The organism is Polynucleobacter sp. MWH-Loch1C5 (genome assembly GCF_018881775.1).
GTDB lineage: Bacteria > Pseudomonadota > Gammaproteobacteria > Burkholderiales > Burkholderiaceae > Polynucleobacter.
Window position 1 is genome coordinate 603,720 of sequence record NZ_JACVPR010000001.1, and the last position, 17,851, is coordinate 621,570.

16 protein-coding genes and 1 pseudogene are annotated in these 17,851 nt (G+C 47.3%); 8 read left to right on the forward strand and 9 right to left on the reverse strand.

The genetic code is table 11. The features are described from left to right. Positions 1–28: 28 nt before the first annotated feature. Both ICE94_RS03035 and ICE94_RS03040 read right to left on the reverse strand, forming a co-directional pair. Positions 29–571 carry a barstar family protein gene (locus tag ICE94_RS03035; protein WP_216148655.1) on the reverse strand — a complete coding sequence of 181 codons (543 nt, stop codon included), beginning with the start codon at positions 569–571 and terminating at the stop codon, positions 29–31. Positions 572–903: 332 nt separating this feature from the next. Further along, positions 904–3,219 (reverse strand): NADP-dependent malic enzyme, encoded by a 2,316-nt coding sequence (locus ICE94_RS03040; RefSeq protein ID WP_216148657.1) that lies wholly within the window; start codon positions 3,217–3,219, stop codon positions 904–906. A gap of 234 nt (positions 3,220–3,453) precedes the next feature. Here ICE94_RS03040 and thiL point away from each other — a divergent pair, with 234 nt between their 5' ends. Continuing rightward, complete coding sequence (gene thiL, locus ICE94_RS03045) at positions 3,454–4,497, forward strand: thiamine-phosphate kinase (protein ID WP_216148660.1); 1,044 nt, start codon at positions 3,454–3,456, stop codon at positions 4,495–4,497. Between the two features lie 9 nt (positions 4,498–4,506). Here the strand turns inward: thiL and corA are convergent, their stop codons facing one another. Next, complete coding sequence (gene corA, locus ICE94_RS03050; protein ID WP_216148663.1) at positions 4,507–5,472, reverse strand: magnesium/cobalt transporter CorA; 966 nt, start codon at positions 5,470–5,472, stop codon at positions 4,507–4,509. 142 nt (positions 5,473–5,614) lie between these two features. Between corA and pyrF the strand changes: the two genes are divergently transcribed. From pyrF to ICE94_RS03065, 3 genes are read left to right on the forward strand one after another with little or no spacing between them, the layout of a single operon-like run. Continuing rightward, positions 5,615–6,466 (forward strand): orotidine-5'-phosphate decarboxylase, encoded by an 852-nt coding sequence (gene pyrF, locus ICE94_RS03055; RefSeq protein ID WP_216148665.1) that lies wholly within the window; start codon positions 5,615–5,617, stop codon positions 6,464–6,466. Continuing rightward, a complete protein-coding gene (locus ICE94_RS03060) occupies positions 6,463–7,002 on the forward strand; it encodes a phosphatidylglycerophosphatase A (RefSeq protein WP_216148668.1) in 540 nt (179 codons plus the stop codon). The genes pyrF and ICE94_RS03060 overlap by 4 nt, the downstream gene beginning before the upstream one ends. A gap of 12 nt (positions 7,003–7,014) precedes the next feature. After that, positions 7,015–7,485, forward strand: a complete 471-nt coding sequence (locus tag ICE94_RS03065) for a CinA family protein (RefSeq protein WP_216148671.1) — start codon at positions 7,015–7,017, stop codon at positions 7,483–7,485. On the opposite strand, the gene mtgA is transcribed toward ICE94_RS03065, so the two are convergent. The 6 genes from mtgA to mpl are packed head-to-tail and all read right to left on the reverse strand — an operon-like array spanning position 7,482 to position 14,340. Then, complete coding sequence (mtgA, locus tag ICE94_RS03070) at positions 7,482–8,234, reverse strand: monofunctional biosynthetic peptidoglycan transglycosylase (protein ID WP_216148675.1); 753 nt, start codon at positions 8,232–8,234, stop codon at positions 7,482–7,484. The two genes, ICE94_RS03065 and mtgA, sit on opposite strands and share 4 nt — an antisense overlap. Continuing rightward, positions 8,231–9,094 (reverse strand): shikimate dehydrogenase, encoded by an 864-nt coding sequence (gene aroE / locus ICE94_RS03075; protein ID WP_216148678.1) that lies wholly within the window; start codon positions 9,092–9,094, stop codon positions 8,231–8,233. Before aroE ends, mtgA begins: the two co-directional genes overlap by 4 nt. Positions 9,095–9,113: 19 nt before the next feature. Next, positions 9,114–10,043 carry an energy transducer TonB gene (locus tag ICE94_RS03080; RefSeq protein ID WP_255539068.1) on the reverse strand — a complete coding sequence of 310 codons (930 nt, stop codon included), beginning with the start codon at positions 10,041–10,043 and terminating at the stop codon, positions 9,114–9,116. A gap of 10 nt (positions 10,044–10,053) precedes the next feature. Further along, positions 10,054–12,144 (reverse strand): ribonuclease catalytic domain-containing protein, encoded by a 2,091-nt coding sequence (locus ICE94_RS03085; protein ID WP_216148681.1) that lies wholly within the window; start codon positions 12,142–12,144, stop codon positions 10,054–10,056. After that, positions 12,144–12,890: a beta-ketoacyl-ACP reductase gene (locus tag ICE94_RS03090; protein WP_216148683.1), complete on the reverse strand. Its 747-nt coding sequence runs from the start codon at positions 12,888–12,890 to the stop codon at positions 12,144–12,146. The genes ICE94_RS03085 and ICE94_RS03090 overlap by 1 nt, the downstream gene beginning before the upstream one ends. Before the next feature lie 37 nt (positions 12,891–12,927). After that, a complete protein-coding gene (gene mpl / locus ICE94_RS03095; protein ID WP_216148686.1) occupies positions 12,928–14,340 on the reverse strand; it encodes a UDP-N-acetylmuramate:L-alanyl-gamma-D-glutamyl-meso-diaminopimelate ligase in 1,413 nt (470 codons plus the stop codon). A 64-nt stretch (positions 14,341–14,404) separates the two neighbouring features. Here mpl and ICE94_RS03100 point away from each other — a divergent pair, with 64 nt between their 5' ends. The 4 genes and pseudogenes from ICE94_RS03100 to prmA all read left to right on the forward strand — a co-directional run. After that, on the forward strand, positions 14,405–14,950 hold the full coding sequence (locus tag ICE94_RS03100; protein WP_216148690.1) for a TlpA disulfide reductase family protein: 546 nt from the start codon (positions 14,405–14,407) through the stop codon (positions 14,948–14,950). A 25-nt stretch (positions 14,951–14,975) separates the two neighbouring features. Beyond that, complete coding sequence (gene accB, locus ICE94_RS03105) at positions 14,976–15,431, forward strand: acetyl-CoA carboxylase biotin carboxyl carrier protein (protein ID WP_216148693.1); 456 nt, start codon at positions 14,976–14,978, stop codon at positions 15,429–15,431. A 24-nt stretch (positions 15,432–15,455) separates the two neighbouring features. After that, complete coding sequence (gene accC / locus ICE94_RS03110; protein WP_216148696.1) at positions 15,456–16,832, forward strand: acetyl-CoA carboxylase biotin carboxylase subunit; 1,377 nt, start codon at positions 15,456–15,458, stop codon at positions 16,830–16,832. 11 nt (positions 16,833–16,843) lie between these two features. Next, positions 16,844–17,755, forward strand: a pseudogene (prmA, locus tag ICE94_RS08470) (50S ribosomal protein L11 methyltransferase); the annotation flags it as partial. Positions 17,756–17,851 lie beyond the last annotated feature (96 nt).

Here is a 17,851-nt window from a genome sequence, read left to right on the forward strand (position 1 = left end):
GAGATTTGTTCAATCTCTGAGCGACTGTTTATGCAAATGAATAGAACACGCGGCATGGCACGCGACGATCTGCCCAGAACTCTACTGCGTCGCGGAATACGTCGAGGAATGTCTCACGCACTTCTTTGTCAAATTTGTGTGTGCAAGGTAAACCTTCCAACACAATCACAAAGCCAGGTTGTGGACCTGCGCGATCGACTAAGGTTGTGAGCGAATCGAGCAAGTAATCAAAATTCTTTGCCTGTTGTCTTGGGAAGTGAAAACCATGAGCAATCGATTCCAAAACTTCAGACTTCGTTTGTGCATGCGCACAATTGGCGTAAATAAAGTGCTGACCAAGTTCAGTGGCCGCTTGTAGCAAATCATCCGTACGGAAAGCACGAATCGATTGCACGATATTGGAACGTACCGCGCGCAATGCAGCCGTAGGGCCTGCTTCGCGGGCCGCCAAGGCATCGCGCCAAGTGGATGTTGCTTTGGCGCTAACAGCTGTATTAGCGGCGAGTGATGCAGACGATGCGCCCAGAACTGACTGACCGTAGAGGTTGTTTTCTGAAATATTTATCGTCATGATGGGGTGTAGAGTACCTTTTTTACCCTAACGTGACAAGTATTCTCAGAGTACTTTATTGATAAGTTATTGTTTTTAAATGAAATAAAAATATGTGAGCACACGCTCACTAACTTATTTTATGGTCATTCAGGAGGTCTTTTGCACCATCATGGGGCCAAAATGAGCCTTCAGTTACGCTCAGTCATCTCTCAATGTCATCTCAACCTTGCATCCCTCAGCATCTCTGGCGATGAGCTGATTGTGCACTTGCAATAAAAAATCCCGACCTTTTTGAGAGATCGGGATTATTTTTGATGGGTAGCTGATACTAATCTTTGATCCTCGCTACCTTACTTTTGCTGACCCGCTTCTACCACTGCCAAGGTGGTCATGTTCACAATACGACGTGGGGTGGCTGATGGGGTCAGGATGTGCACAGGTTTAGCTGCGCCTAAAAGAATCGGTCCAATCGCAATACCATTACCCGCTGCTGTCTTGAGTAGGTTATAGGCAATATTTGCTGCATCGATATTAGGCATGACTAAGAGGTTGGCATCCCCAGTGAGTGTTGAATCAGGCATGATGCTCTTTCTGAGAGACTCATCCAAAGCACAATCTCCGTGCATCTCACCATCAACTTTCAATTCTGGTGCGCACTCGCGCAGTATCGCTAAGGTGTCGCGCATTTTTTGTGCCGAAGGAGCTTGGCTTGAACCAAAGTTAGAGTGCGAGAGCAAAGCCACTTTGGGTTCGATACCTAGAGCTCTGAGTTCTTTAGCGGCCAAGATCGTAATCTCAGCGAGCTCTTGGGCGCTTGGATCAATATTGATATGCGTATCGACAATAAAGACCTGACGACCAGGTAGTACGAGAGCATTCATAGCGCCATAAGTTTTGGCACCTGGCTCATGACCAATCACTTGATTGAGATAGTGTAAGTGCGCGCCTGTTTGTCCGATGGTGCCGCAAATCAAGCCATCTGCTTGACCTTTATGTACCATCAAAGCACCAATCAAGGTGTTACGACGTCTGACTTCTAGACGGGCGTAGGACTCAGTGACGCCTTTACGCTCGGTGAGCTTGTGATAAGTGGACCAATAGTCACGATAGCGCTCATCAAACTCTGGGTTACAGATCTCAATATCAACACCAGGGTTCATACGCAGACCAAAACGCTCAATGCGTCGTGCAATGACAGCGGGGCGACCAATCAAAATGGGATTGGCTAACTTCTCATCCATGATGACTTGTACCGCACGCAGTACGCGCTCGTCTTCACCTTCGCAGAAGACAATGCGTTTTTTAGCCATGGGCACTTTTTTAGCCACAGCAAAGAGCGGCTTCATCAATGTACCTGAGTGGTACACGAACTGCTGTAACTGATCCTTGTAGGCCACAAAGTCTTTAATCGGGCGCGTTGCCACCCCTGAATCCATCGCTGCTTTAGCCACAGCTGGCGCAATGATGGCAATCAAGCGCGGGTCAAAGGGTTTTGGAATGAGGTACTCTGGGCCAAAGGATAGATTGCTTGCACCATAGGCAGACGCCACCACATCACTTTGCTCAACCCGTGCAAGTTCTGCAACGGCATTAACCGCAGCGATTTCCATCTCACGAGTGATAGTCGTTGCCCCGACATCCAAAGCACCGCGGAAGATAAATGGGAAGCACAGTACGTTATTGACCTGATTGGGGTAGTCTGTGCGACCGGTTGCGATGATGGCATCATCACGCACGGCTTTAACTTCTTCTGGCAGAATTTCTGGGGTGGGGTTAGCTAGCGCAAAAACCAATGGCTTAGCGCTCATCTTCACAACCATCTCAGGCTTGAGCACACCACCGGCTGATAATCCTAAGAAGATATCTGCACCTTCAATCACCTCTGCCAGAGTACGCATTGGCGTATCTTTAGCAAAGGGCTCTTTATCTGGATCCATCAACTCTTTACGACCCTTGTAGACCACACCTGCAAGATCTGTGACCCAGATATTTTCAATAGGCATCCCCAAATCAACGAGGAGGTCTAAGCAAGCTAGGGCCGCAGCACCCGCGCCTGAGGTCACCAGCTTTACTTTTTTCAGATCCTTACCAACCACCTTCAGACCATTCATGATCGCTGCACCCACCACGATGGCAGTTCCATGCTGATCATCGTGGAAGACTGGAATCTTCATGCGCTCACGAAGTTTGCGCTCAATATAAAAACAGTCTGGTGCTTTAATGTCCTCGAGGTTAATGCCCCCAAAGGTAGGCTCCATGGAAGCAATGATCTCGATGAGCTTATCTGGGTCTTTTTCATTGATCTCAATGTCAAAGACATCAATACCCGCGAATTTCTTAAATAGGACTCCCTTACCTTCCATAACAGGCTTACTGGCCAAGGGACCGATATCGCCTAAGCCTAGTACAGCAGTACCGTTAGTGACAACACCCACCAGATTGCCGCGCGATGTATATCGCACTGCATTGGCTGGGTCTTTAACGATCTCTTCACAAGCCGCAGCCACACCTGGTGAATAGGCTAAAGCCAAGTCACGCTGATTGGTGAGTTGCTTAGTCGGTGTAACTGCAATCTTGCCCGGGGTGGGAAACTCGTGATACTCCAGGGCGGCTTTACGTAGGGCTTCTTTTTGTTTTTCTTGTTGGGTTTTTTGATCTGCACTCATTGAATAGGTCTCTAATTGTTCTTTTCAGATGAAATTGATTTGTCTCGTTATTCGTTATTAATTAATAGCTTTATTGTTAGTACCCCCGAAAATAGAATCTATTTATTGAGGGGTTTTGATAATTCTATTCCTCTTAGGGCTTAAGGGTGCAAATTTAGAAAAATCAGCAATAGCCCTACCCACCTCGCATATAAACGCATAGAATCTTCTTACTACGACACAGCTTAAGCTTTTATGAACAAATCTGAGCCTTTAGGCGAATTTGATTTAATTCGGAAATTCTTCGATCGCCCTAATCTACATAGGCAAACAGGTTCAGTCCTAAGTCCTATCAGCCCTAAGCATCAAGATCTTTTGCAACTCGGTATTGGTGATGATTGCGCCTTGCTAGATGCTGGTGATGGCTCGTCGTGGGCAATCAGTTCAGATATGTTGGTGGAAGGACGGCATTTTCTACGGAATGTTCATCCGGCTGATTTGGGTCACAAATCATTAGCAGTCAATCTTTCTGATTTAGCAGCCATGGGAGCCACCCCCGTAGGGTTTACCTTGTCACTGGCCCTCCCATCAGCCCAGGATGAATGGTTAGCAGAATTCTCAACAGGTCTTTTTACCCTAGCGGATGCACATCATTGTCAATTGATTGGTGGTGATACAACGGCTGGGCCACTGACGATTTCAATTACGATCTTTGGCAAAATCAATCCACAATTGGCACTCAAGCGCTCGAATGCGCAAGTCGGTGACGATATTTGGGTTTCGCATGTGGTGGGTGATGCACGCCTAGCCTTGGGCGGCTATCGTCATGAATGGCCGATGAGTTCCGCTGAGATGCAAATGGTTGCACCCCGTATGCATACACCCACGCCACGCGTCGCTTTAGGTGAAAAATTACTGGACATTGCGCACGCAGCGATTGATGTATCAGACGGCCTATTAGGTGATTTAAGACATATTCTGCAGCGCTCTCATGTCAATGCAGAAATCTGGATTGATGCAGTGCCTGCTTCAGCCACCCTTAGAGAAAAGTCATTAGAGTTACGTCGCTTATGTACCCTTTGCGGTGGCGATGATTATGAGCTGTGTTTTACTGCTCCTGTATCAAAGCGCGAAACAATACTGGCTATCGGTGCTAATCTTGGCTTACAAGTCACGCGTATTGGGCGCACGCTAGAGCGAAGTGCAGAACTAGAGATTCAACTACTCGATGCAGATTCGAGGCGCCTACCAGAGAATCTGGAGCAGCAATACCTGAAATCTTTTGACCACTTTAAGTAATCAAAAGATTTATTTCATATAGCCTTTTTTGCGGAAATACACGAGCGGTATCAAGGCGGATATCAACATAGCAGCAATGGCAATGGGGTAACCAATTTCTGAACGTAACTCCGGCATAAACTCAAAGTTCATACCCCAAATGCTCGCTAAGAGGGTGGGTGGCATTAAAGCCACAGAAACCACAGAGAAGATCTTGATGATCTTGTTCTGGTTAATGTTAATGAAACCCACCGTCGCATCCATTAAGAAGTTGATCTTATCGAATAAGAAAGCGGTATGGTTTTCTAATGAGTCGATATCACGCAGAATCTGGCGCGCTTCTTCTTGTTGCTCGTCAGATAGTAATTTGCTGCGCATCAAAAATGAAAGTGCTCTGCGAGTATCCATCACGTTACGACGAATACGACCATTCAAGTCTTCTTCTCGCGCTATGGTTTCCAAGACATCTGCCGCATCAGAATCTGAGACGTTGTCCGACAAGACGCGCTTACCGGCTTGTTCTAGGTTTTCATAAACCTCTTCTAGGGCATCAGCAGAGTACTCAGCATCCGTGGCGTAGAGATCCAATAGAACATCTTTAGCATTTCTGACAGATCCAGGGCGCAGGCGAGCTCTGAGTCTCACTAAGCGGAAAACTGGTAAATCTTGTTCGTGGATGGAAAAGAGAATGTTGTCAGTCAGCACGAACGCTACCCTGACGTTACGAGTATTCTCATCGTCATCCAAAATAAAATCAGTACGAATATGTAAATGACCATCATCGGCCTCGAAATAACGGGCAGATGCTTCTAAGTCACCTAAATCTTCTAGCTCGGGCAGCGAGACACCAAAAGCCTCTTTAATCCACTGAAGTTCTTCTTCCTCAGGGTCAACAACATCAATCCAAATGGGGTTGTGGTGTTCTAAAAGTTCTTTGCGGTCATCCACCTGCTCCTGGGCTAGGCGACCTTTTTGTAATACGAATAGGTTGATCATGCCAAGCCTCCAATCTTTATTTCAACATTTTCAGTTGAGGAGTTAGCCACAGGGGGTGGCGAGAGTTTATCCTATGGTCTGAAAAAACTAAAGCTTTAGATGCAATTTTGTCTTGAAAACATGAAAGTTCAGTGAAACGGATATGAAAAAACGCCCTTCTTTTACCGATCAGTTGGCTTACGCCTGGAAAACTCAAGACAGTATGCTGTGTGTGGGGCTTGATCCAGACCCGCAAAAGTTTCCTGCTTCCTTAAAGGCCAAGGGCGGCGCTATCCTGGCTTTTTGCCGAGAAATTGTGGATGCGACTGCTGATGTTGTATGTAGCTATAAGCCTCAGATCGCTTACTTCGCAGCCCATGGTGCTGAAGATCAATTGGAACAATTGATTGACTATATCCATAGCCAGTATCCCAATATTCCAGTGATTCTAGATGCCAAGCGAGGGGATATTGGCAGCACCGCTGAGCAATATGCCAAGGAAGCCTTTGAGCGTTATCAAGCGGATGCTATCACCGTCAATCCTTATATGGGCTTTGACTCGATAGAGCCTTATCTGAAGTACTCAGGACGAGGGGTGATTGTTTTGTGTCGCACCTCCAACCCTGGCGGCTCAGATTTACAGTTCTTACCTGTAAATGCCAGCTCCGAGAAATTATTTGAACATGTCGCCCGTATGGCTGCTACTTCTTGGAATCAGTCAGGTCAGATTGGTTTAGTGGTTGGCGCCACCTTCCCTGCTGAAATCGCTAAGGTGAGAGAACTCGTGGGTGATATGCCTCTACTCATCCCTGGGATTGGTGCCCAAGGCGGAGATATCGAAGCAACAGTGGCAGCAGGTCAAATCAAAGGCGCACCGGGTACGGGCATGATCATTAACTCATCACGCGCAATTTTGTATGCCAGCAAAGAAGGTGACTTTCAGCAAGCTGCGCGCCAAGCGGCGCTTCAGACGCGCGATGCGATTCGTGAAGCTGTGAAAAAGGCGCGGGCATGATCATACCCACCAAAGCTTGGGTGTGGTCACATCCTGCAAGGATTTTGGCTTTCGGTTTTGGCTCAGGCCTCTCACCTCGCGCTCCCGGCACAGTAGGCACTCTGTATGCTTGGGCAATCTATTTGGTGATGGATCTATTTCTAGATAGCACAGGTATTGCGTTAGTGGTCTCTCTGGGGGCTGTACTGGGTTGCTGGATTTGTGGCAAGGTCGGTGAAGAATTAGGAGTGCCGGATCATGGCGGCATTGTCTGGGATGAGTTCATCGCTTTTTGGCTCATTCTCTTGTTATGTATGCCGATGAGTGTTTGGGGGCAGCTTGGTACCTTTGCTCTGTTTCGTTTTTTTGATGCCGTAAAACCGGGCCCCATCAAAATGATTGATCAATACTTCAAGAACTACAACTTAGTCGATCGCATGGATCAACCCACACGCCTGCCACTGTGGTTCATCAAAGGTTTTGGCGTGATGATTGATGACTTAGCAGCAGCATTTGCCACACTGTTGGTAATTACGATCTTGGTAAGAATTTGGTAATTTCTATTGATCATGTCGTTGCTCGAAGATCTCGCTCAAATTTGTCTTCATCAACACTACAAGTTAGTGACCGTAGAGTCGTGCACTGGTGGGCTGGTAGCAGCAGCCATCACCAGCCTGGCAGGCAGTAGCCAGTGGTTTGAACGTGGTTATGTGACATACAGCAATGAAGCTAAGCATCAAGACCTAGGAGTCCCTCTGGAGCTGATTGAGCAATATGGAGCTGTGAGTCGTGAAGTTGCCTATGCCATGGCTAGCGGTGCTAAAGAAAAAGCACCGGCTCAGTTATCTTTAGCCATTACTGGTATTGCGGGCCCTGAGGGTGGCAGCACTGATAAACCTGTGGGTACAGTGTGGTTTGCCTGGGGTTTGGCTGATGGCTCGATACAGACTGAAAAAGCACTCTTTACTGGTGATCGTCAGAGTGTACGTACACAGGCAGTAAATTTTTCTCTCAGTCGACTTTTAAATCATCTTAATTAATTCTCAGACTCTTCTTCAATCAGAATCCTCTCATCTAACTCCACTGGTGCAGAGTTCTTTTGATTCTGACGGGCGAGCCATTCGAGAATGAATTCAATACGATTGGGGAAGTTAATTCTTGCTTTTGCGCAATACCGTTGTTGATCAAAACATTTTGGTGCCGGTAATGCAGCCGCTAGAGCGGCTGATTCTTGAACACCCAATTGATTCGGTTTGACGGCATAGTAGTATTGGCTTGCAGCGCCAATCCCAAAAATACCTTCACCCCACTCTACATGATTAAGATAAATTTCAAAGATACGGTCTTTACTCAGTAGTAATTCAAGCATGCCGGTGATGATGAACTCTTGACCCTTACGAATATAGTTTTTTTCGCCCGATAAAAAGAGATTTTTAGCAAGCTGTTGGGTAATGGTTGAACCACCTCTCAAGTGTTTACCCTTCTGTTGATTTCTTTGCCATGCCTCTTTCATGGCTTTGAGCTCAAAGCCATGGTGTCGATAAAAGTCACTATCTTCACTAATCATGACAGCTCTTCTTAGAGTCGGTGATATTTGCTTGAGCGGCACCCATTCTTTTTTAAGCTTGCAAACTTTAGAGGTGGTGCATAAGCGTTGTAGTTCAGCTCTCTGAAAAGCGGTGTTATCAGGATTGATCCAGCGCCAAGCCAAAATTTGTAGAAAGAAATACCCCTGCAAAATCAGAACGCTAGCCAGCAGCGTCCATAAGAGGTACTTCAGATATTTCATGACTGCAGGAGAGCTTGGCGCACGAGTTGTATGGCGCCTTGTTTTTGGTGACTCGTCAAATGAATACCACGCCATATCGCAAAAGCAGCTGCCGCTTGCTCAACCAACATCCCCAAACCATCTGCCACCTTGAGTCCTAACTCTTGACCATCTTGCATGAATTGCGTGTCTTTGCCGTAGACCATGTCATAAATGAGGGTCTGTGGGTGAGTGATTTTTTCTAATGTTTTCTTTTGCAGCGGCGAATTATTTTGTAGACCTGCGGCAGTGGCATTGACAATCAAATCATAAGACTCAGACTTCGCGAGATCATCAATGGCATGCACCTGTAAGCTTGGGAAAATCCGCTTTAGATCCAGTGCTTTTTGTAGGGTGCGATTGACTAGCGATAGTTGTGCACCGGCAGCTTGCAAAGGTTGAATGACACCTTGCGCAGCACCGCCTGCGCCGATGATCAATATTTTCTTTTGTTGGAGCAATGAACCCAGAATACGTTCCAGATCATTTTTAAGACCTAGCCCATCCGTATTATCAGCATGCAATCGACCGTCCTGCATCCAAAGGGTGTTCACCGCTTGCGCTTCTTGGGCCGCTACAGAATGTACTTCTGCCATCTCATAAGCTAAAAGCTTATGAGGCACAGTAACATTAAGGCCCTTACCTCCGGCCGCAAAGAAATCACTCACCACTTTTTTAAAGGTTTCAGGTGGTGTATCAATACGGCCATAAAACATGGCTTGGCCCGTTTCTTTGGCAAAGTACTCATGAATCATAGGTGAGCGGCTATGCGCGATCGGATGTCCAACAACTGCGTAGACATCAATATCTGGATGATCTTGGGGGCAAATAATATCGCTCATGATTTATCTTACTGCTTCATCACTGTTTGAGGTCAAGTCTTTGCTCGCCATCAGTGCGAGTGAAGTCAAAAGTAGAGACCCAATCTAAGACATCAATATTTTGTTTCATGGCCTCATTAAATCGCCCAAAGGGTGCTGCCGCACGAATAATGGCTTGAGCCTGTCGGTCTAACTCAGAGTTACCCGACGACTTGAGTAAGGTAATGCCATCTTTGATGACTTTTCCTTGCGCGTCCACACTGACCATCAAGACCAAACTACCATACAAGGGACGACCATTGGCACGGGGGAAATGGGTCGTGCCATAGGCCTCAATTTGTTTGCGCATGGCATCGTAGTATTGCGCAAATACGACCGCTTTAGCGCTAGTGGCAGTGAGTGCCATACGCCTTGGCTGCATACCCATCTCCTGAATTCTTTTGGCTAATTCGGCTTCGAGCGAATCTTTTTTACTTTGAGTTTGTGTTTGTTGTCCACGGGAAGTGGTCGATGCATTTTTTTTGCCATCTTGTAATTGCGACAGAAGACGTTGTTGCTCGACTTGCATTTTTTCAAGTTGCTCAGCCAACTGTGGATCGGCTCTACGAATCGCACTGGCATAAGTATTGGTAGACTGGCCACCGCCATTGAGGTCAGCTTGCGCAAGGCGCTTTGGATCGGCGGGGGCCTCCTGAGTTCTGGCATTGACTAATACAACACTCAAAGGGGTTTTGAGTCGTCGTTGCTCTTCAGTTTCATCATGCCAGCGAATCGCTAGAAAAATGATATGGCCAATGATAGATAGCACCAAGGTATAAAAAAGCGGTCTACGCCATGCGTGGGGCAAACGCTTTTCTATGCTCCGGGCAATCGGTTCATTGATACGCACAAAGCCATCCATCAGGTAAGTAAAGAGTTGGCGATTCCAATCGCTGACTCGATCCAAGATGCTGATGGGCTGTAAAGTCATAGGAGTCTATTTAAGGATTCGTGGTCTGAGAAGTTTTTACTGGCTCTTCGCTTACCGCTTCCTGATCTAAGGTAACTGTCAAATTGACTTCTACCTCATCTTCAATACCCACATCTTCGGTCGCAGCCTCACTCTCAATCAAGCCAAGATAACGGACGCTAGCTGTGAGCATAAGACCATCAATAGCCAAAATTTCGATTTCAGCACGTGCGCCACGCGCTTGGGTTAGCAACTCTGGTATCTGCAAATAAAGAGGAATCGATTCCACTCTGGCTCTGCCATCTTTTAAGTGACGCACATTTGTCTTCCAAGGCAAGCCCTGTTGCTGTGCATATTGCAAACACCAGTATTGCTCCAATCGCGCTTGATACTCGTTATAGGCTCCGTAAGTGGCATCAAAGTCAGCAGCAATTGCCATGAGTTGCGCATCTTTAGGTTTAAAGGGTGCCACTAATTTAGCCGTAACCCCATTTTTCACCATGGCAATCAATTGCCATTGATTCACTAAATCTGCGTAACGTCGCAAAGGTGAAGTACACCAGGTGTAGTCGTTAATCCCCAAACCCTCATGCGGTCCAGGCTGGGTCTGCATACGAGTTCGCTGCGGACCCCAGCCTTTTTGCACACGATAGATTGCGGGCACATCATGCACGGCCAACCATGCGCCCCAAGTGCTATTGGTATGAATCATCCACTCAGCCACAATCGTATCCAAAATAGAGCCGCGTTGTCGTGCACCAATGGTCACTACACCATCTTCGACTTTAAAACTAAAGTCACGCAAGAGTGCTTTTGCATCTTGTATACCCAGTACTTCACGCTTCAGACCATTTTGCTCACGAGCATCTTGGCGCCGTGCATGTAATGCCTGAGCACTTAGCCATAGCAAACGCAACTCATCCCGATAGGGTAAGTCGTCAGAGGTATCGAGTGACTCTTGTGTCACGCGTTCTTCAAGATCATCTAACCTTAAGTTATGTGCCATTGGCACTAACTCTATGACTGTTTTAGACGGTAGATCGAGTAACTGCCCTGCAGGATCGACTGTGACATATAAAGAGAGTGCCGGTCTGGGCGATGCAGTCTCTTTCTGCCCCTCATCTAGCGAGAAAATACTCACTAACTCATGTGGCAGCATAGTGATCTTGCCACCCGGGTAATACACGGTAGATAGTCGCTCGCGAGCAATCTGATCACACGCATCCTGCGGCTGAATCAATAGCCCAGGAGCAGCGATGTGCACGCCAACCTGGTAATTACCATCATCTTGTAAGGTGACCGAGAAAGCATCATCAATTTCTGTAGTGCTCGCATCATCAATCGAAAAAGCTTTGACCTGTGCAGTGGGTAAGCCCTCAAGAATCTGTTGGGCTTGCCGAGTCAAAATCTCATAATCGAGTGCGTAGTGCGCAAAATCAATGCCTTTTGGAAAATGCTCTTTATAAAAACGTCCCTCATGAAAATCTAGCGAACTCTCAATAGCCTGGCAACGAATAAATAGTTCTGGGATACCACCGGGTAAACCGTGAGCGGCTGCATGTACCGCTTTATAGGCCGCTGAGTTTTTATCTGGATGAAAGAGCAATGCCTTCACTTGTGGCTTCAGAGCTTCTGGGCAACGACCCTCTTTGAGTTCAGCAATCCACTGTTCCTGCAAAATAAGTTCTTGCTTTTTTCGCTCAACCGCTAGGAGTGCAGCTTTAAGTTGTTCAGCCGGCGCTCTTAAGAATTGCCCACGACCTTTGCGTCTAAAGTAAATAGGGGCTGCTTGTATACCGATGGCAAGCGCCATTTTTTGTAGATCGCTCGCAGCATCACCGTAATACTCTTTGGCTAAATCTAAAAAATGAAACTCCACCTCACCAGCGCACTCCCAAAGAAAATCTAGATCAAGGGTTTGAGCTTCGTCTTGTGCGCCTTTCAACAACTCTGGCAGTGCTTGAGTCACGTGAGCGAGCTGCAACCAAACATCTTTACTTTTAAGTTTGGCGCGCTTACCACTCATGGTCTCAATCGGCATAGGGTCTGCAGGCGCAGCCCCTGAAGCCGACATCAGAGTGGCTAACTTCAGATCACCTGACTCTTCATATAGAAAATGCATTAAAGCGACATCCCGCCACTCGCCTCTAGGGCAATACCATTGATGTAACTCGACTCATCACTGGCAAGAAATGCATAAATATTAGCCATCTCTTCTGGCTGCCCTAAACGTCTTAACCAAGAACGTTCACGCATGCCTTTGAGAACCTCTTCTGGGATGGTCGACAAAATACTCGTCTCCACAAAACCAGGGCATACAGCATTCACCCGAATACCTTTAGGACCCAACTCCCTAGCCCACGTTTTTGTAAAGCCAATCACCCCAAATTTAGTCGCTGCATAATTGGTTTGACCAAAGTTACCGTAGAGTCCCACCACACTCGAGGCCGTCACGATCGAACCTTTACCGGCTTTGAGCATATGCGGCACGACCGCTTGCGTGCAATTGAAAACCCCTTTGAGGTTGACATCAATCACGGCATCAAACTGCTCTTCAGTCATATTGACCAAACGTGCATCTTTAGTAATACCTGCATTATTGATGAGCACATCAATACGTCCGTATTGCGCAATCACTTGCTCAACGACTTGATCAATCGATGCTCGGTCGGTGACATTGAGTGCGTACCCTTCGGCTTGGCCGCTATTTTTTTTAATATCCGCCACCGCTTGGTTGACCGCATCGATTTTCATATCTGTGACGATAGCAATACCACCTTCTTTGGCAAATTTATGCGCTGTCGCTAAACCGATGCCATTAGCGGCGCCCGTAATGATGCAAACCTTATCTTTGAGTCGCTGGCTCATACATACCCCCTCATATTTTTTATGTTCTGCATGATGACTACTGCTTCGATTGAAGACGTTCGAGTAGTTTGCGATGCACACCACCAAAACCACCATTACTCATTACCAAGATGTGATCATGGGGTTGAGCTTCTTGAATAATCGCATCCATCAATTGCTCCAAATCATCAAATGCCTGTGCTTTAGATCCCATTGGACTGAGAGCCTCTTGTAAATCCCAACCCAAAGCATCCTTACCCGCGCGAGCACCATAAGCAAACACTCGATCAGCTTGTACTAAGCTGGCGGGTAACTGGGCTTTCATGACCCCTAACTTCATGGTGTTCGAACGTGGCTCGAGCACTGCCAATATGCGGCCGGCTTGATTCGCTAAACGTCTTTTTAAACCATCGACGGTTGTCGTGATCGCTGTTGGATGATGCGCAAAATCATCATAGATCGTAATATCGTTCACACGTCCCACAATCTCTAAACGGCGCTTCACGTTTTTAAAACGTCCCAGCGCTGCAGCAGCGTCTTTCGGATCGATGCCAATATGATGAGCTGCGGCAATGGCTGCTAATGCATTTTGCTGATTATGGCGCCCAGCCACTGATGCATCTGGATGCCAACTCACCTCTGCGACAGTTTGACCTTGATAGATGACCTCAAAACCATCATCTTGCGTATCTTTTAAATCCCAAATCTGTTGTGGCCCAAATTTTTCTACACTTGACCAAGCACCTCTTTGTAAGACGCGTTCCAAACTATCTTCCATACCATTAACAATCAGGCGCCCTGATTGCGGCACGGTTCTCACTAAGTGATGAAACTGGGTCTCAATCGCCTTGAGATCTGCAAAAATATCAGCGTGATCAAACTCGAGATTATTCAAAATCGCGGTCTTTGGGCGGTAGTGCACAAACTTACTACGCTTATCAAAAAAGGCTGTGTCGTATTCATCGGCTTCAATCACAAAATAATGAGCCGATTTTTCTTTTTGCGGATCTTGATAGGGTGAGCCTAAGCGTGCTGATACATCAAAGTTATTTGGCACCCCACCAATCAAATAACCGGGCTCTCTGTGGTTGTCTTGCAAGATCCAGGTGAGCATCGCGGTGGTCGTGGTCTTACCATGGGTGCCGGCAATCGCGAGTATATGCTTACCTTGCAAGACTTGCTCGCCCAACCATTGCGGACCTGACTGGTAAGGCAGACCAGCATCCAAAATAGCTTCCATCAGCGGGTTTCCACGAGAAACCACATTACCGATGATGAATAAATCCGGTTGAAGAGCGAGCTGCTCAGGACCAAAACCTTCAATCAGATCAATGCCCTGGGCTTCTAATTGAGTACTCATGGGAGGATAGACATTAGCGTCACAGCCCGTGACGCGGTGGCCCGCTTGCCTTGCGATGGCGGCAATACCGCCCATAAAGGTACCGCAAATACCTAGGATATGAAGATGCATGCCAAGATTTTATCCAAACATCAGTGCACAATAAGCTGAATTTCTAACTCTTCATGAAACTTCTATGCAAAAGAACCGCTCGTCTTGGATATTGATTTTGGCTGCCGCCGTGATTGCCACCGGTCTCGGGGCTGCATTGTCCTTATACACATTTAGGACCACCCCAGCGGCCGATGGAGCAGTGGAAGCTTTATGGACCAGCGAGTTACGCAGCCCCAGCGGTGAAATACACGCAACGGATGCCTGGCGGGGCAAAATCGTGGTAATTAACTTCTGGGCCTCTTGGTGCCCCCCTTGCGTAGAAGAAATGCCCGATTTGAACCGATCCTACGAGAAATATCGCTCTAAAAATGTGGTATTTGTTGGCATCGGCGTTGATTCCCCATCGAATATACGTGAATTTCTGTCAAAAACACCCGTTAGCTACCCCATCGCCCTAGGTGGTCTAGAGGGTGGAAATTGGGCAAAAAGTTTAGGAAATCCTAGTGGCGGACTACCTTTTACCGTCTTGATCGATGAAAAAGGCAGCATAAAAAAGACAAAATTAGGAAAAATAGACGAAGTTGAGCTCAATAGCTGGATAGATAGCGCTATACTCCCTGCTAAATAGAAAAAAGTACTTTTGAAAGGGAAATATGGATCTTCGCAAGCTAAAAACACTCATTGACCTCGTTGCTGAATCTGGCGTATCTGAACTAGAAGTCACTGAAGGCGAAGACAAAGTCCGAATTGTTAAGAATCCTGCTCCCGTCGCTGCCCAAACCCAAACCGTTTACGCACCCGCTCCTGTAGCTGCTGCCCCAGTTGCTCCCGCACCAGCGGCAGCACCCGCCCCTGCGGCAGAAGAAGTGCCGGCCGGTCATATTGTGAAATCCCCGATGGTGGGTACTTTCTACCGCTCACCGACGCCTGGCGCCGAATCTTTTGTGAAGATTGGCGACACCGTCAAAGAAGGTCAAACCCTGTGCATTATCGAAGCGATGAAGTTATTGAACGAAATCGAGTCTGATAAGTCAGGCGTTGTTAAAGAAATCCTCTGCGAAAACGGCCAAGGCGTTGAATTTGGTCAGCCTTTGTTTGTTATCGCTTAATTCCTCACCGATAAGAGTTCAATCATGTTTGAAAAAGTACTGATCGCGAACCGCGGTGAAATCGCCCTGCGTATTCAGCGAGCCTGTCGTGAAATGGGTATTAAAACTGTGGTGGTTTTCTCAGAAGCCGATCGCGAAGCGAAATATGTGAAGTTAGCCGACGAAGCGGTCTGTATTGGCCCTGCACCTTCGGCGCAAAGTTATTTGAATATGCCCGCCATTATTTCTGCGGCTGAAGTAACCGATGCCCAAGCGATTCATCCGGGTTATGGCTTCTTGTCAGAAAATGCCGATTTTGCAGAACGCGTTGAAAAATCTGGTTTTGCTTTTATTGGCCCCACCGCAGAATCTATTCGCTTAATGGGTGATAAGGTATCGGCCAAGCAAGCGATGATTCGCTCAGGGGTGCCTTGTGTTCCCGGTTCCGAAGGGGCTTTGCCAGACAATCCCAAAGAAATTATTGCGATTGCCAAGAAGATTGGCTATCCGGTGATTATCAAAGCCGCAGGTGGCGGTGGTGGTCGCGGCATGCGTGTTGTGCATACTGAAGCGCACCTTATCAATGCGGTGAATATGACGCGCGAAGAAGCGGGCCGTGCTTTTGGTAATCCTGAAGTCTATATGGAGAAGTTCTTGGAGAACCCACGCCACGTAGAAATTCAGGTACTGGCGGATACTTTTAAGAATGCAGTGTATTTAGGTGAGCGTGACTGCTCTATGCAGCGTCGCCACCAAAAAGTGATTGAAGAAGCCCCTGCACCAGGTATTGATCGGCGCCTGATCGCCAAGATTGGTGAGCGTTGTGCAGAAGCCTGTCGCAAGATTGGCTATCGTGGTGCGGGTACTTTTGAGTTCTTATACGAAGACGGTGAGTTCTACTTCATCGAGATGAATACGCGCGTTCAGGTCGAACACCCCGTAACAGAAATGATCACAGGCATTGATATCGTGCAGCAACAAATCCGTATTGCTGCCGGTGAAAAATTACCGTTTAAGCAAAAAGATATTGAATTCCGCGGTCATGCCATTGAATGCCGTATCAATGCAGAAGATCCCGTGAAGTTTATTCCTAGCCCAGGACGTATTCAGTCATGGCATGTACCAGGCGGTCCAGGCGTACGGGTTGATTCACATGCCTATGCCGGTTATTTAGTACCACCGACTTACGACTCGATGATTGGTAAATTGATTACCTACGGCACCACCCGTGAACAAGCGATGCGCAGAATGCGTATTGCACTCTCAGAGATGGTGGTCGACGGCATCCAAACCAATATTCCCCTGCATCGTGAACTGATGATTGACCCCAAGTTTGCTCAAGGTGGCACTAGTATTCATTACCTCGAACACCGCTTAGAAGAGCAGGCAGCGTCTCGGGGTGACTCACGTAAAGCTAAGTAAGTCTTTATCCGATGACTTATCGCGAGCTGGTTTTTCTAGTCAGTGAAGCAGAAGCGGATGCTGTCGGTGATGCTCTCATGGATATGGGGGCTTTATCGATCACTGTCAATGATGCAGCCGCTGATACCGAAGATGAAAAACCTCTTTATGGTGAGCCTGGCTTGGTTCCAGAAAAAAATGCCTGGGAAGAGTCTGAGCTGATAGCTTTATTCAATGAGCAAGGTCTGAGTACCGAGTACATCACTCAAAGTTTGCAAGATAGTGGCTTTAAGGTTCAAGCACCGCTTGAGCGCTATGTCGCTGAGCAAGATTGGGTACGCCTAACCCAGTCCCAATTTGATCCGATTCAAGTCGGTCAACGTTTATGGGTCGTACCCTCATGGCATGAAAGCCCACCTCAAGCCGATGCAGTCTGCTTAGCTGTCGATCCTGGTTTGGCTTTTGGTACTGGCAGCCACCCAACCACGAAGTTATGCATGCAATGGCTCGAGTCTTTTGCAGATGCGGGTCAATTACGCGACAAAACACTGCTTGATTACGGTTGTGGCTCGGGTATTTTGGCGATTGCCGCAAAAAAATTAGGCTGTGGCCCAGCCTTAGGCGTTGATATTGATGAGCAGGCTGTGATTTCGGCCAAAGACAACGCTCTGCGTAACGAAGTCGTGATTGACTTTCACTTACCTGAATCCGATCCGATTCATGAGCGCTATGACATTGTGGTTGCCAATATCTTGGCCAACCCCCTACAAGTCTTAGCCCCGGCTTTAGTCCAAAGAATGGTGATTGGCGGTCATATTGTTTTATCTGGCATCTTGGCTCGCCAAGCGGATGATGTGATCAAAACCTATAGCCCCTGGTTAGAACTATCGATTTGGGGTGAGGAAGATGGTTGGGTGTGTCTCACTGGGCAACTCAAACAAGCCGTCGCCGAGTCTCAAAAAAAAACACCTGAATCTTCAGCCGGGGACATTCAAGCTCAAGATCTGAGAAGTGAGCGAGGATGGCTAGCTTGCCCACCT

What these genes read in the sequence shown, in the direction of transcription:
- ICE94_RS03035 (WP_216148655.1), bottom strand. Translation starts at nt 571, where the DNA reads ATGACGATAAATATTTCAGAAAACAACCTCTACGGTCAGTCAGTTCTG.
- ICE94_RS03040 (WP_216148657.1), bottom strand. Translation starts at nt 3,219, where the DNA reads ATGAGTGCAGATCAAAAAACCCAACAAGAAAAACAAAAAGAAGCCCTA.
- thiL (WP_216148660.1), top strand. Translation starts at nt 3,454, where the DNA reads ATGAACAAATCTGAGCCTTTAGGCGAATTTGATTTAATTCGGAAATTC.
- corA (WP_216148663.1), bottom strand. Translation starts at nt 5,472, where the DNA reads ATGATCAACCTATTCGTATTACAAAAAGGTCGCCTAGCCCAGGAGCAG.
- pyrF (WP_216148665.1), top strand. Translation starts at nt 5,615, where the DNA reads ATGAAAAAACGCCCTTCTTTTACCGATCAGTTGGCTTACGCCTGGAAA.
- ICE94_RS03060 (WP_216148668.1), top strand. Translation starts at nt 6,463, where the DNA reads ATGATCATACCCACCAAAGCTTGGGTGTGGTCACATCCTGCAAGGATT.
- ICE94_RS03065 (WP_216148671.1), top strand. Translation starts at nt 7,015, where the DNA reads ATGTCGTTGCTCGAAGATCTCGCTCAAATTTGTCTTCATCAACACTAC.
- mtgA (WP_216148675.1), bottom strand. Translation starts at nt 8,234, where the DNA reads ATGAAATATCTGAAGTACCTCTTATGGACGCTGCTGGCTAGCGTTCTG.
- aroE (WP_216148678.1), bottom strand. Translation starts at nt 9,094, where the DNA reads ATGAGCGATATTATTTGCCCCCAAGATCATCCAGATATTGATGTCTAC.
- ICE94_RS03080 (WP_255539068.1), bottom strand. Translation starts at nt 10,043, where the DNA reads ATGACTTTACAGCCCATCAGCATCTTGGATCGAGTCAGCGATTGGAAT.
- ICE94_RS03085 (WP_216148681.1), bottom strand. Translation starts at nt 12,144, where the DNA reads ATGCATTTTCTATATGAAGAGTCAGGTGATCTGAAGTTAGCCACTCTG.
- ICE94_RS03090 (WP_216148683.1), bottom strand. Translation starts at nt 12,890, where the DNA reads ATGAGCCAGCGACTCAAAGATAAGGTTTGCATCATTACGGGCGCCGCT.
- mpl (WP_216148686.1), bottom strand. Translation starts at nt 14,340, where the DNA reads ATGCATCTTCATATCCTAGGTATTTGCGGTACCTTTATGGGCGGTATT.
- ICE94_RS03100 (WP_216148690.1), top strand. Translation starts at nt 14,405, where the DNA reads ATGCAAAAGAACCGCTCGTCTTGGATATTGATTTTGGCTGCCGCCGTG.
- accB (WP_216148693.1), top strand. Translation starts at nt 14,976, where the DNA reads ATGGATCTTCGCAAGCTAAAAACACTCATTGACCTCGTTGCTGAATCT.
- accC (WP_216148696.1), top strand. Translation starts at nt 15,456, where the DNA reads ATGTTTGAAAAAGTACTGATCGCGAACCGCGGTGAAATCGCCCTGCGT.